The organism is Streptomyces sp. NPDC051822 (genome assembly GCF_044452745.1).
Taxonomy (GTDB): domain Bacteria; phylum Actinomycetota; class Actinomycetes; order Streptomycetales; family Streptomycetaceae; genus Streptomyces.
The window spans coordinates 206499-220290 of record NZ_JBITBZ010000009.1 but is presented as its reverse complement, the minus strand read 5'-3'; the positions used below and the strand labels follow the sequence as shown (position 1 = coordinate 220290).

The following is a 13792-nucleotide window of genomic DNA, read 5'->3' as shown; positions in this document are numbered from 1 at the left end:
CGCGATGAGCACCGGAATCGACCAGGACACGTACGCGGTGCTGCGCGAACGCCTGTCGGCGCAGGCGAGGGAGCTGGCGGGGCGCGCGGAGGTGCTCAACACCGCCCGCACCGCCGCCTTCGGCTCCGGTGGGCTCGCCCTCACCGGCACCGACCACGTCCGCACCGAGCGCGCCGGGGTGCTCCTCGACGTCGCCGCCGTCGGGGACGACGTCCTGCTGTTCGGCTGCCACCCGGCCACCGCGGACGGCGCCGAGCCGTCGGTCGCCGACGTCTTCACCCTGTACGACCGGGACCTGAAACCGCTGCCGGAGGACGCGGTGCCCGGCCTCCTCGACGACCCCGGTTTCGTACGGGAGTTCTCGGCGCTGCACCGGTACTTCCGGGGGGCGCGGCTGCTCCGGCTGAGGCGGGTGGAGGGCCGGCTCCTCGCCGTCTTCCGGACCGGGCGGAAGGCCGAGGACATCCGCGTCCTGCGCTGGTCGACAGGACCGTCCGGCGAGACGAGGTTCCTCGACGCCCGGGGGGAACGCGACCACGTCTTCCCGCCCTCACACGACGTCGACTGGGTGGAGACGACCCGCGACGACCACGTCCAGGGCCGGCACCCGCACATCTCACTCGGCGGCCGCCTCTTCGTCTCCACGGTCGGCGGGATGCTCACGGTCAGGACGGAGAACGACGCCGAGACCGCCGAGGGCGTGTACGCCGAACCCGTCGACGAGCCGCTCCAGGCACTGGCCGACGCCGAGGTCGCGTACGCGGTCGTGGGCGCCCTGACCCTGGTGCGCGTCCGCCCGTACAAGGAGGAGGCGAGCCGCCACCTCGTCTTCGACTCCCTGACCGGCAGCGTGGCCAGGGTCGACGGCCTCGCCCAGGCGTGTCTGCGGCTGCCCGAGGACGAGGGGGTCGTGTTCCCCGGCGGCTACTGCCTGGCCTCCGGCGGGGTGAAGACCTTCGACACCGACACCTCGGGGCTTGTCCTCGACCGGGCGGTCCGCTCGCCGAACGGCGAGGACCTCCTCTTCGTCTTCCACAGCGGGCCGGGGCGCCGCGGCCTCCTCCTGCCGTACAACCTGATCCGCAAGGAGGTCACCCACCCGGTCTCCTGCCGCGGACACGCGCTGCTCGGCGACGGCACGATGGTCGTGCTGCGCGACGAGTCCGGCGAGCCCGGCCGGGTCCACCCGGTGCAGATGTGGCGGACGCCGTACGTCTCCGACACCCACACGCGCGCCGGCGGCGACGGTCCGCTGGCCCGCATCGGCAACGCCGACCTCGTCCGGGGGATCGCCGACTGCCTGTCGATCGCCCGTCAGGCCACCGGACCGGCCCCCGCAGGCGAGGCGTACGAGGCGCTCGTCGCCGCCTGCGTGCGCGCGGCCGACGTCCACCACTGGCTGGGCGACCCGGAGACCGGCGACCTGCGCACCCCGCTGACCGAGCTGCGGGCCACCGCCGCGCAGGTCCTCGACGAGTTCGAGACCGTGAGCACGCTCACCCGGCAGGCCGCGGAGGCGCTCGCGGAGTCCGCCCGGCAGATCGCCCGGCTCGTCCGGCGCGTCCGGGGCGAGGCACCCGCCACCGCCGAGGAGTGGATCTCCCGGATCACCGAACTCCGCCGGGCCCAGGGCCACCTGGTCACCCTGAAGGACATGCGGTACGCCGACACGGACGCCATCGACGCCCTCGCGGGGGACGTCGGGTCCGACATCACCGCGACCGCCCGGCGGGCCGTCGCCTTCCTCCGCCGCGAGGACGCCTTCGCCGCCCACCACACCGAGGCGGAACGGCTCGCCGCGCAGGCCGGGGCCGTCACCACCGTCGCCGGCACCGGCCCGGTCCGCGACCTGCTCGACGCGCACACCGCGGGCCTGCGGACCCTCAGCGAGATCGTCGCCGGCCTCGACATCGGCGACGCCACCGTCCGCACCTCGATCCTGGAACGGATCGCCGACGTCCTGGGCGCCCTGAACCGCGCCCGCGCCGTGCTCACCGCCCGCCGCACCGAACTCCTGGACCGGGAGGGCCGGGCGGAGTTCGCCGCCGAGTTCGCGCTCCTCGGCCAGGCCGTCACGGGCGCGCTGGCCGCCGCCGACACCCCGGACCACTGCGACGAGCAGCTCGGCCGGCTGCTGCTCCAGCTGGAGAACCTGGAGTCGCGGTTCGCCGAGCACGACGGCTTCCTCGGCGAGATCGCCGACAAGCGCGCCGAGACGTACGAGGCCTTCACCGCACGCAGGCAGTCCCTCCAGGACGCCCGCGCCCGCCGCGCGGAGCGCCTCGCGGGCTCGGCCGACCGCGTACTGGAGACGATCGCCCGGCGCGCGGCGACCCTGGACGGCCTGGACGAGGTGCACACGTACTTCGCCTCCGACCCCCTGGTCGCCAAGGTTCGCCGTACCGGCGCCGAGCTGCGGGAGCTGGGCGACGAGGCGCGGGCGGAGGAACTGGAGGGACGGCTCGGCGCCGCCCGTCAGGAGGCCGGGCGCGCGCTGCGGGACCGTGCCGAACTGTTCGCCGACGGCGGCGCCACGATCCGGCTCGGCCGGCACCGCTTCGCCGTCAACCGGCAGACCCCCGAACTCACCCTCGTCCCGTACGGGGACACCCTGGCCCTCGCCCTGACGGGAACCGACTACCGGGCGCCGGTCACCGACCCGGAGTTCGCCGGGACCCGCCCGTTCTGGGACCGGACCCTGCCCTCCGAGTCGCCGGAGGTCTACCGCGCCGAACACCTGGCCGCCCGCCTCCTCGCCGAGCACGGTGCGGACGGGCTGGCGGGCCAGGACGTGCCGGACCTCGCGCGGCGGGCCGCCGGCGCCGCGTACGACGAGGGGTACGAGCGCGGCGTCCACGACCACGACGCCGCCGCGATCCTGGCGGCCGTCCTCCGGCTGCACGAGACGGCCGGACTCCTCAGGTACCCGGCCCCGGCGCGGGCGGCCGCCCAGATCTTCTGGGCCCACTCCACCACCGCCGACGCCCGCGAACAGTGGACCCGCCGCGCGCTCGCGCTGACCCGGGCCCGCGACCTCTTCGGCGCGGAGCCGGCCCTCGACCCCCTGCGAAGGGAACTCGCCGAGGAGACCGGCGACCCGACGGCCGCCCGCTACCTGATCGACGAACTCGCCTCGGACCCGCCAGGCTTCGCCGTCTCGGCGGCGGCACGGACCCTGCTCGACACGTTCCGCCGCTCCGCCGGCACCTCCGTGTACGACGACGCCCTCACCACCCTCAAGGAGCCGGGCGCGCGACGCCAGCTCGTCGAGGCCTGGCTCACCTCCTACGCGTCGGCGGCGGGGGAGCGGCCCGACGACGGCGTCCTGGCCGAGGCCGTCGCCGTCGAACTCTGCCCGGACCTCGACCGCTACGAGGTGGACGCCCCGACCACCGAGACGGTCACCGGGCTCCTGGGCAGCCACCCCCGGGTCCGCGGGCGCGCCCTCGACGTGCGCCTCGACGACTTCCTGGCCAGGACACGGGCCTTCGCCGAACTCGACGTCCCCGCGTTCCGCGCCTACCAGCGGCGCCGGGCGGAACTCGTCGCGGCCGAACGCGCCGCGCTCCGGGTGGACGAGTACCGCCCCCGGGTCATGTCCTCGTTCGTCAGGAACCGGCTCGTCGACGACGTCTACCTCCCGCTGGTCGGCGACAACCTCGCCAAGCAGCTCGGCGCGGCCGGAGCCGGCCGGCGGAGCGACACCCAGGGCCTGCTGCTGCTCCTGTCCCCGCCCGGCTACGGCAAGACCACGCTGATCGAGTACGTCGCCGACCGCCTGGGCCTGCTCCTCGTCAAGGTCGACGGACCCTCCGTCGGACACCGGACGACCTCCCTCGACCCCGCCGAGGCCCCCGACGCGACCGCCCGCAGGGAACTGGAGAAGATCGCCTTCGCCCTCGCGGCGGGCAGCAACGTCCTGCTGTACGTGGACGACATCCAGCACACCTCGCCGGAGTTCCTGCAGAAGTTCATCCCCCTCTGCGACGCGACCAGGACCCTGAACGGGCACGACCTGCGGGGCAGGCGGTTCGCCGTCTGCATGGCCGGAAACCCGTACACCGAGTCCGGCCGGGCCTTCCGCGTCCCGGACATGCTCGCCAACCGGGCCGACGTGTGGAACCTCGGCGACGTGCTGACCGGCAAGGAGGACGCCTTCGCGCTCAGCTTCGTCGAGAACGCCCTCACCTCCCATCCGGTCCTCGCCCCGCTGGCGGGCCGCGAGCGCGCCGACCTGGAGCTGCTGGTACGGCTCGCGTCGGACGACCCGGGCGCGCGCCGCGACCGGCTCGCGCACCCCTACGCCCCCGCCGAGCTCGACCAGGTCCTCGCCGTCCTGCGGCACCTCCTCACCGCCCGCGAGACCGTGCTCGCCGTGAACGCGGAGTACATCGCCTCCGCCGCCACCGCCGACGAGGCCCGCACCGAGCCGCCCTTCCGGCTCCAGGGCTCGTACCGGACCATGAACACGATCACGGCCCGTCTCTCGCCCGCGATGAACGACGCCGAACTCGCCGCCGTGATCCTGGACCACTACACCGCCGAGGCCCAGACCCTCGCCACCGAGGCCGAGGCCAACCTCCTCAGGCTCGCCGCGCTCCGCGGCACCCTCACCCCGGAGCAGGCCGCCCGCCGGGCGGAGGTGGCCGCCGCCCACACCCGTACGCGAGCCCTCGGCGGCTCCGCGGACGACCCGGTCGCCCGGGCGGTCGCTGCCCTCGGCCTGCTCGCCGACCGCATCACCGCCGTCGAGTCGGCGATCACGCGTGCGGCGACCGGCGACAGGGGCGTCCGGCAGCAAGCTCCTGACCAGCGGAAATAAGTGCACCGTGAACGGACCGGCCTGTCCGGATAACGGTCATGTCACGGCCCCTGGGATTCTCGAAGATCACCGTGCGTCATGTGATCTGCGTCATGCTGCGGGGGTGGCGGGGTGTGGTAGGAATGCGCAACTCCGCAGGTGGCACCACCCCTCGCCCTCCCTGCGGGATGCCGGGCAGCTCCCGGCAGCACGACCGAGGTGATCACGCTCCGAGTCCACGGAGGCCGATCACCCGGGTCGCCGACCGGACAACGGCGTTCGCTCAAAGACCGCACCCCCACTGGCGCTGCCTCCCGCTCGCCGGTCCTGCGCTTCCGAGGTCCCCCACCGTGTCTCTCGATTCCTTCACCCAGTCCGTCGACAAGGCGGTCAGTGGCTTCTTCGAGCCGATAGCCAAGTGGCTCGGCGACATCGTCTTCTACTCCGTCCCCGTCGGCGGCACCCAGCTCCCGCTGATCGTCGCCTGGCTCGTCGTCGCCGGTCTGGTCTTCTCCGGCTGGTTCGGCCTGGTGCAGCTGCGCAAGTTCCGCCTCGCCGTGAACGTCGTGCGCGGCAAGTACGACGAGAAGGGCTCGGCCGGTGAGGTCAACCACTTCCAGGCCCTGACCGCCGCCGTCTCCGGCACCGTCGGACTCGGCAACATCGCGGGCGTGGCCGTCGCCGTCTCCATCGGCGGCCCGGGCGCCACGTTCTGGATGATCCTCTGCGGCCTGCTCGGCATGGCCACCAAGTTCGTCGAGGTCACGCTCGGTGTGAAGTACCGCGAGGTGCACGCCGACGGCACCGTCTCCGGCGGCCCCATGCACTACCTGCCCAAGGGCCTGGCCGAACGCTTCGGCAAGAACGGCAAGACGCTCGGCAAGGTCCTCGCCGTCCTCGCCTCCTTCATGATCCTGTTCTTCGGCCTCTTCGGCGGAAACCTCTTCCAGGTCAACCAGTCCTACGCGCAGCTCGTCTCCGTCACCGGCGGCGAGGACGGCGCCCTGGGCTCCTCGGCCGGCGCGCTGTTCTTCGGCATCCTGATCGCGGCCCTCGTCGGCATCGTGCTCCTCGGCGGCATCCGCTCCATCGCCTCCGTCACCAGCAAGCTGGTCCCCGCGATGGCCGGCATCTACATCGCCGCCTGCCTCGTCGTCATCGCCGTCAACGCGTCCGCCATCCCCTCCGCGCTCACCACGATCATCGAGGGCGCGTTCAACCCCCAGGGCGTCGCCGGCGGTGTCCTGGGCGCGCTGATCATCGGCTTCAAGCGGGCCGCGTTCTCCAACGAGGCCGGTCTGGGCTCCGCCCCGATCGCCCACTCCGCGGTGAAGACCAAGCACCCCGCGAGCGAGGGCCTGGTCGCCCTCCTGGAGCCGTTCATCGACACGGTCGTCATCTGCACCATGACCGCCCTGACCATCGTCATCGCCAACCCCGCCAGCTATGTCGAGCTCCGTAACGGCGGCGAGTCCATCGGCGGCGTCACCATCACCTCCGACGCCTTCGGCACGGTCATGCCCTGGTTCCCGTACATCCTCACCGTCGCGGTGCTGCTGTTCGCGATCTCCACGGTCCTGACCTGGGGCTACTACTGCATGAAGGCCTGGACCCACCTCTTCGGCCGCAGCAGGGCCAGCGAGCTGATCTTCAAGGTCCTCTACACCGTGTTCGCGGTGGCGGGCTCCCTGCTCACCCTCCAGACGCTGATCGACATGGCCGACGCGGTGCTCTTCATGCTCGCGGTCATCAACATCATCGGCCTCTACCTCCTCGCCCCGGTCGTGAAGCGCGAGCTGAACTCCTTCCTCGCCTACGTGAAGAAGCGCGACGCGGGCCTCGTCACGGACGAGGACGCGGACGAGGACACGGGCCGGGAGCCGGTGAAGGCCACCGTCTGACCGTCCCCGAAGGGCCCTGCTCCCGCCGCGCGCCATGGTGGGAACAGGGCCTTCGCCCGGCCCTCGGCAGCCGTTCCCGCGGCCGTTTCCGCGGCTGTTCCCGCAGTCGTTCCCGCAGCTGAGAGACGCTCTGGCGAGCCCCCCGGACGCCCGATAGGGTGTGAAGAACGCGTCAGGACGACGCTGGTGTGCCGGGAAGTCTGGTCGGCGTCGAGGGGCCGTGCGCCCATTCCGCCGACCCGCCCCGGAGGCATTTCCCCATGACGCAGTCACGCCCGCGCAAGGTGATCCTCGGGCTCCTGCCCTGGCCCGAACGACAGGCCGTCGCCGAGGCCCTGCGCACCGAGACCGTCGGCGGCCTCGTCCTCCTCGCCGCGGCCGTCGTCGCCCTCGTCTGGGCGAACAGCCCGTGGAGCGAGGCGTACGAGCAGATACGCGACTTCCACTTCGGCATACCCGCCCTCGGCCTCGACCTCTCGGTCGGCCACTGGACCGCCGACGGACTGCTGGCCGTCTTCTTCCTGGTCGCGGGCATCGAGCTGAAACGCGAGTTCGTCGTCGGCGAGCTGCGCACCCCGGCCACCGCCGCCCTGCCGGTGGTCGCCGCCATCTGCGGCATGGCGGTCCCCGCCGCCCTCTACGCCCTCACCGTCACCATCGGCGGGGGAAGCCTGGAGGGCTGGGCCGTACCGATGGCCACGGACATCGCCTTCGCGCTCGCGGTCCTCGCCGTCCTCAGCACCCACCTGCCGGCCGCGCTCCGCGCGTTCCTGCTCACCCTCGCGGTCGTGGACGACCTCGGCGCCATCCTCATCATCGCCGTCTTCTTCACCTCCGACCTGAACTTCTGGGCGCTCGGCGGAGCCTTCGCCGGTCTGGCCCTCTTCTACGCGCTCCAGCGCTTCCGGGTCCGAGGCTGGTGGTGGTACGCGCCCCTGGGCATCGCGATCTGGGCTCTGATGTACAACTCCGGCGTCCACGCCACCGTCGCCGGCGTCGCCATGGGCCTCATCCTGCGCACCACCCGCGACAAGGGCGAGGAGACGTCCCCCGCCGCCCGCGTCTCGCACCTGCTGCACCCGGTGTCCGCGGGCGTCGCGGTCCCGCTGTTCGCCCTGTTCGCCGCCGGGGTCGGCGTCTCGGGCGCGGCGCTCGGCCATGTCTTCACCGACCCGGAACCCCTCGGTGTCGTCATCGGCCTCGTCGCCGGCAAGGTCATCGGCATCTTCCTGGGCACCTACCTCGCCGCCCGCTTCACCCGCGCCCAACTCAACCCCGACCTGGCCTGGGCCGACGTCTTCGGCCTAGCCACCCTGGCCGGCATCGGCTTCACCGTCGCCCTCCTCATCGGCGAACTGGCCTTCCCCGACCCGGCCACCACCGAACACATCAAGGCCGCCGTCCTCGTCGGCTCCCTCATCGCCGCCGTCCTCGCAGCCGTCCTGCTGCGCCGCCGCAACCGCGTCTACAAGCAGCTGTGGGAGGACGAGGAACGCGACGACGACGCGGACGGCATCCCGGACATCTACCAGACGGGGTCCGCCAGGAGTTGACCTGGCAGGGGGAGCCGCATAGCGTCGCGGCGCTGTGCGGCCGAGCGTTCAGGGGGTCCTCGTGGTGGTGTCCGGTGGAGTCGAGCGGCTGACGGCCGACGGAGCGCCCTTCGCCGTCGAGGGTGGGGTGTACGTCGGCGGGCCGCGGACCCTGCGGGAGTTCGTCGAGGTGACCTGGGCCTACGGGGATCAGGTGTTCCTCGTCTCCGAGGACGGGTCGATGACCTACCGGGAGTTCTTCGACGCCGCCTGTGGGCTCGCCCGGCGGTTCACCGGGGAGTACGGGCTGCGGCCCGGCGACCGGGCCGTCGTCGCCATGCGGAACCTGCCCGAGTGGCAGATCGCCTTCTGGGCCGCCCAGCTCGCCGGGCTCGTCGCCGTGCCCCTCAACGCCTGGTGGACCGAGGACGAGTTCACGTACGCCCTCGACGACTGCGCGCCGGGCGTGCTGCTCGTGGACGGGGAGCGGGTCGGGCGGGTGCGAAAGTGGGCCTCCCGGAACGGGGTGCCCGGGATCGTCTTCCAGGGGGAGGCCGGGGAAGGGTTCAGCCCTTACACGCCCGACACCGATCCGTTCCTCGGGCCGCCCCTCGTCGACGTCCTCCCCGAGCACGACGCCACCATCATCTACACCTCCGGCACCACCGGCCGCCCCAAGGGCGCCGTCGCCACGCACCTCGCGCAGGTCGGGGCCGCCATGAACCCGCGGTACTTCGCCGCCGCCGCGGCCCTCGCCCGGGGGGACGTGCCCGGGGCCGGGGCCGCGCCCGTCTCGCTGACCACGTTCCCCTTCTTCCACGTCGCCGCCTTCACCTCCTTCTACGGCGTGATGGCCGCCGGCGGGACCCTGGTGATGATGCGGAAGTGGGACGCCCGCCTGGCCCTCGAGCTGATCCGGAAGCACGGCGTCACGCACTACGCCGGCGTGCCCACCACCGCCCTCCAGCTCCTCGAAGCCGCCCGCGGCGCCGGTGACCCGCTGGAGAGCCTCACCCTCCTCAGCACCGGCGGCGCCGCCGCCCCGCCCGGGATCGTCGCCGGGATCACCGAGGGGTACGGGAAGCGGATCGAGCCCCGCAACGGCTACGGGCTCACCGAGACCTGCGGCGGGGTCCTCTCGAACGTCGGCGCCGAGTACCGCGCCCACCCGGGGAGCGTCGGGCGTCCCTCGCCCACCACCGAGGTGCGCGTCGACCGGCCCGACGCCGAGGGCGTCGGGGAGCTGTGGCTGCGCGGTCAGGCGCTGATCCGCGGGTACTGGGGGAACGAGGCCGCCACCCGTGCCGCCTTCACCGACGACGGCTGGTTCAGGACCGGGGACCTCGCCCGCGTGGACGCCGACGGGCGGGTGAGCGTCGTCGACCGGCTCACCGACATGGTCATCCGCGGCGGCGAGAACGTGTACTGCGTCGAGGTCGAGGCCGTTCTGCACGAGCACCCGGACGTCGTCGACGCCGCCGTCCTCGGCGTGCCGCATGCCGTCCTGGGGGAGGAGGTCGTGGCCGTCGTACGGCTGCGCCCGGGAGCGGGGCCCGACGTGGAGGCGCTCCGCACCCACGTGGGCAGTCGGCTGGCCGCCTTCAAGGTGCCCGCCCAGGTCGTCGTACGGGAGGAGGAGCTGCCCCGGAACCCCACGGGGAAGATCCTCAAGAGGGAGCTGAGGGAAGGCTTCACGGGCGCGTGATCCGGACCCGGTAGGTGCCGTTCGCGTCCTCGTCGAGCACATGGATCCTGATGCCGGCGGCGCGGTCCGTGAACGTCTCGCCGGGGCGGTACGGGGCGTCCGACAGTTCCGCGTGGACGTTGGCCCGGCGTGTGCAGCCGCCGCTCGCGCGTTCGCTGTCCGAGACGGTCACCGGGCCGTGGCCGGTGTCCACGTCGGACTCCACCCGGTAGACCAGGACGCCCTGCTCGCAGACCGCCTCGTCGTTGCCGCCCTTGCTGCGGACCTCGACCGCGTACCCGGAGGTGTCGGACAGCGGGACGAAGACGAGCTTCGGGCCGCCGGGTATCGGCAGCGGGGTGAGCGTCCAGTCGCCGGTGCCGGGGCCGGACGCGCAGCCGACCTGGTCGTTGTCGAGCCAGCCGAGCTTCCACTTGTGCCAGGCGAGCAGGTCGTTGTTGGCGCCCCAGTCCTCGGACATGATGTCCCAGTGCCCCACGGTGCCGCCGCCGTCCGAGGTGTACAGGTCGGGCAGGCCGAAGACGTGGCCGTTCTCGTGCGGCAGCACCCGGTAGCCGGTCTCCGCGAAGCTGCCGGAGCCGTCGTCCTGGCGGCTGTAGACGAAGGACGTGTTGGCGAGCGGCACGCCGTCGGCGTAGGGGGCGTCGTCGTTGCCGGAGAAGGTCACGGACAGGACGGTGTCGAGGGCGGAGGGCCCGGCGTTCGGCGTGACCAGGACGTTGACCAGGTCGTAGGCGCTGAAGTCCACCTTCGGGTCGGCCGTCTTCACGATGTCCTCGACGAGGGAGCGGTAGCCCGGTTCGTACGGTGAGCCGCGCTCTATCCCGTACGCGGAGAACGCCTTCGGCATCCGCAGCCAGTCGGGCACCGGGGCCTCGGCCTCGTAGCGCAGCCGCCCGTACGAGCTGGTGCGGAACCAGTCGGCGGTCTGCGGGAAGAACTCGCGGAAGCGGCCCATGGCCGTGCCGTCCCCGGCGGCGTCCGGGAAGTCGATCATCAGGTTGAGAGCCTTGACCACGCCGGTGGAGCGCACGTATCCGGGGGCCGTGGGCAGCCCCTCCGACATCTGCACGCCCATCGTGGTGGCGATGCGGCACGGGCCGAGCTGGGCGCCGCCGGGCGCGGTGGCGACGGGGCCGGCCGAGGCGGGGGCGGGTCCGGGGAGGGTGCTGCTCGCGGAGGCGAGCAGCGTGAGGGAGAGTGCCGTGGTCGCGGCCAGGGCGACGGCTCTGGGTATCCGTCGGCGGGGGTGCTGCATACGGGCGCCTCTCCGGTGGGGGCAGGTCGGCGGCACGACCCCGTTCCGGTCCGGGGGCCGTGCTGTGCGATCAGCCTGTGACGAGCGGTTCGGACGCGCGCGCCGGGTGGCCCGATCGTGGGATCCCGAGCACGGGCCGACGGTTGTGACCCAGGTCACGAGGGGGCGGGAAATAACCGGGGACCGGGTCCCCGTTCAGGACTGTGTCGAACGAAGTGGGGAATCGCTCCCCGGATACCGCACCCGAGACCACCGAGGAGGTCGTGGCGTGACCACCAGTGCCGACACCGCGCCGGCCCGTCGCGTACCCCGCCCGCGCGCGGACGCCCTGCGCAACCGCGAGCGGATCGTGACCGCGGCCCGCGAGATGTTCGTCGAGTTCGGCCCCCAGGTGCCGTACGACGAGGTCGCGCGCCGGGCCGGCGTCGGGAACGCCACCCTCTACCGGAACTTCCCCGAGCGCCCCGACCTCGTCCGCGAGGTCGTCCTCTCGATCATGGGCCGCGTCACCGAGGTCGCCGAACGGGCCGCGGAGGAGGAGGACGACACCTTCGCCGCCCTCCGCCGCTTCACCCACGCCGCCGTCGAGGAGCGCATCGGCGCCCTGTGCCCGATGCTCGACGGCGCCTTCGACAAGGACCACCCCGACCTGATCGCCGAGCGCGACCGCCTGGAGGAGGTCGTCAAGGCGCTCGTCGGCAGCGCCCAGCGGGCCGGCCGGCTCCGCCTCGACGTCGGGGTCGGCGATCTGATGGTCGCCGTGTCCCAGCTGACCCGCCCGCTGCCGGGAACGGTCTCCGGCGCCCACTTCGACCGCTTCGTCCACCGCCATCTGCAGCTGTTCCTCGACGGCCTCGAAGCGCCCGCGCGCTCCGAACTGCCCGGGACGGCCGTGACCCTGGAGGACCTGAGACGCGACTCCTGTCCGTCGTGAGCGTGGCCGGGGCCTCGCCCCGGCCCGTGAGCGGCGCCCAGGCCCCACTCCTTTTTCCGTAACCCTTTACGTCCTTTTTCAGCCAGTACGCGCCAAGAGGTGGCTACCCCCATGCCGAAAGTCCCCGACCACACCGTGACCCACGCAGACCCGGGGCGCTGGAAAGCGCTCGTCTTCATCGCCCTCGCCCAGCTGATGGTCGTGCTCGACGCGACGATCGTGAACATCGCGCTGCCCTCCGCCCAGCAGGACCTCGGGATATCGGACGGCAACCGGCAGTGGGTCATCACCGCCTACGCCCTCGCCTTCGGCGGTCTGCTCCTCTTCGGCGGACGCATCGCCGACCTGTGGGGCCGCAAGCGCACCTTCGTCGTCGGCCTGATCGGCTTCGCCGCCGCCTCCGCCCTCGGCGGGGCCGCGACCGGCGAGGCCATGATGCTCGGTGCCCGCGCGCTCCAGGGCGCCTTCGGCGCGCTCCTCGCGCCCGCCGCGCTCTCGCTGCTCGCCGTCACCTTCACCGACGCCAAGGAGCGCGCCAAGGCCTTCGGCATCTACGGTGCCATCGCCGGTGGTGGCGGCGCCGTGGGTCTGATCCTCGGCGGTTTCCTCACCGAGTACCTGAACTGGCGCTGGACGTTCTTCGTCAACATCCCGTTCGCCGTGGTCGCCGCCGTCGGCGCGTACCTCGTCATCCGTGAGCCGGCGGGCGGCCGCAACCGCTCGACGCTCGACATCCCCGGCGTGATCCTGTCCACCCTGGGTCTGGTCTCGCTCGTGTACGGCTTCACCCGCGCCGAGTCCGAGGGCTGGAGCGACGCCGGCACGATCAGCCTGTTCGCCGGCTCCGCGCTGCTGCTCATCGGTTTCGTGGCCACCGAGGCGCGGGTCAAGTCCCCGCTGCTGCCGCTGCGCGTCCTGACCGACCGCAACCGCGGCGGCGTGTACCTGTCGCTGGGTCTCGCGGTCATCTCGATGTTCGGCCTCTTCCTCTTCCTGACCTACTACCTCCAGGTCGTGAAGGGCTACTCGCCGGTCATGACGGGCTTCGCGTTCCTGCCCATGATCGTGGGCATGATCGTCGGCTCGACCCAGATCGGCACGCGGCTCATGACCCGGGTCCCGCCGCGGCTGCTCATGGCCCCCGGCTTCCTGACCGCCGGCCTCGGCATGCTGCTCCTCACCCAGCTGGAGATCGACACCTCGTACGCCGGTCTGATCCTGCCCGCGCAGCTGCTGCTCGGCCTGGGCATGGGTACGGCGTTCATGCCGGCCATGTCGCTCGCGACGCTCGGCGTGGACCCGCGGGACGCCGGTGTGGCCTCCGCGATGGTCAACACGTCGCAGCAGGTCGGCGGCGCCATCGGTACGGCCCTGCTGAACACGATCGCCGCCTCGGCGACCACCGCCTACCTGGTTGACAACGCGGCGGGCGCGACCACTCCGGACGCGCAGAAGCTGCTCCAGCTCCAGGGCATGGTCGAGGGCTACACCGCGGCCATCTGGTGGGCCGTCGGCATCCTGGTCGTCTCGGCCGCGATCGCCTTCGCGCTCATCAACACCGGCAAGCCGGACATGGGGGCCGTCGCCGGGTCCGGCGAGGGCGCCGAGGACGAGCTGAAGGTGCCCGTCATCGTCCACTGATCCCGTACCACCTCCGGCGC

Annotated in this window: 7 protein-coding genes; 6 read left to right on the top strand and 1 reads right to left on the bottom strand. The window is 72.6% G+C overall.

Features of this window, described 5'->3' with window-relative positions:
- Window positions 1-4 precede the first annotated feature (4 nt).
- The 4 genes from ACIA8N_RS26100 (at window position 5) to ACIA8N_RS26085 (ending at window position 9939) form a co-directional block, all read left to right on the top strand.
- Window positions 5-4822, top strand: a complete 4818-nt coding sequence (locus ACIA8N_RS26100) for a DNA repair ATPase (protein ID WP_365778427.1) — start codon at window positions 5-7, stop codon at window positions 4820-4822.
- 329 nt (window positions 4823-5151) lie between these two features.
- Window positions 5152-6702, top strand: a complete 1551-nt coding sequence (locus ACIA8N_RS26095; RefSeq protein WP_365778429.1) for an alanine/glycine:cation symporter family protein — start codon at window positions 5152-5154, stop codon at window positions 6700-6702.
- A gap of 260 nt (window positions 6703-6962) precedes the next feature.
- A complete protein-coding gene (gene nhaA, locus ACIA8N_RS26090; protein ID WP_365778431.1) occupies window positions 6963-8255 on the top strand; it encodes a Na+/H+ antiporter NhaA in 1293 nt (430 codons plus the stop codon).
- Between the two features lie 61 nt (window positions 8256-8316).
- The gene (locus ACIA8N_RS26085) at window positions 8317-9939 is read left to right on the top strand and encodes a class I adenylate-forming enzyme family protein (protein WP_365778433.1); all 1623 of its coding nucleotides are present in this window, start codon (window positions 8317-8319) and stop codon (window positions 9937-9939) included.
- On the opposite strand, the gene ACIA8N_RS26080 is transcribed toward ACIA8N_RS26085, so the two are convergent.
- The gene (locus ACIA8N_RS26080) at window positions 9926-11197 is read right to left on the bottom strand and encodes a M6 family metalloprotease domain-containing protein (protein ID WP_365778435.1); all 1272 of its coding nucleotides are present in this window, start codon (window positions 11195-11197) and stop codon (window positions 9926-9928) included. The genes ACIA8N_RS26085 and ACIA8N_RS26080 overlap by 14 nt on opposite strands.
- Window positions 11198-11465: 268 nt before the next feature.
- On the opposite strand from ACIA8N_RS26080, the gene ACIA8N_RS26075 reads away from it, so the two are divergent.
- Window positions 11466-12131 carry a TetR/AcrR family transcriptional regulator gene (locus ACIA8N_RS26075; RefSeq protein WP_365778437.1) on the top strand — a complete coding sequence of 222 codons (666 nt, stop codon included), beginning with the start codon at window positions 11466-11468 and terminating at the stop codon, window positions 12129-12131.
- 111 nt (window positions 12132-12242) lie between these two features.
- On the top strand, window positions 12243-13772 hold the full coding sequence (locus tag ACIA8N_RS26070; protein WP_365778439.1) for an MFS transporter: 1530 nt from the start codon (window positions 12243-12245) through the stop codon (window positions 13770-13772).
- Window positions 13773-13792 lie beyond the last annotated feature (20 nt).

Bases quoted from the DNA above. Each gene is read 5' to 3' on its own strand.
- ACIA8N_RS26070 (WP_365778439.1), top strand. From the start codon at position 12,243: ATGCCGAAAGTCCCCGACCACACCGTGACCCACGCAGACCCGGGGCGC.
- ACIA8N_RS26100 (WP_365778427.1), top strand. From the start codon at position 5: ATGAGCACCGGAATCGACCAGGACACGTACGCGGTGCTGCGCGAACGC.
- nhaA (WP_365778431.1), top strand. From the start codon at position 6,963: ATGACGCAGTCACGCCCGCGCAAGGTGATCCTCGGGCTCCTGCCCTGG.
- ACIA8N_RS26080 (WP_365778435.1), bottom strand. From the start codon at position 11,197: ATGCAGCACCCCCGCCGACGGATACCCAGAGCCGTCGCCCTGGCCGCG.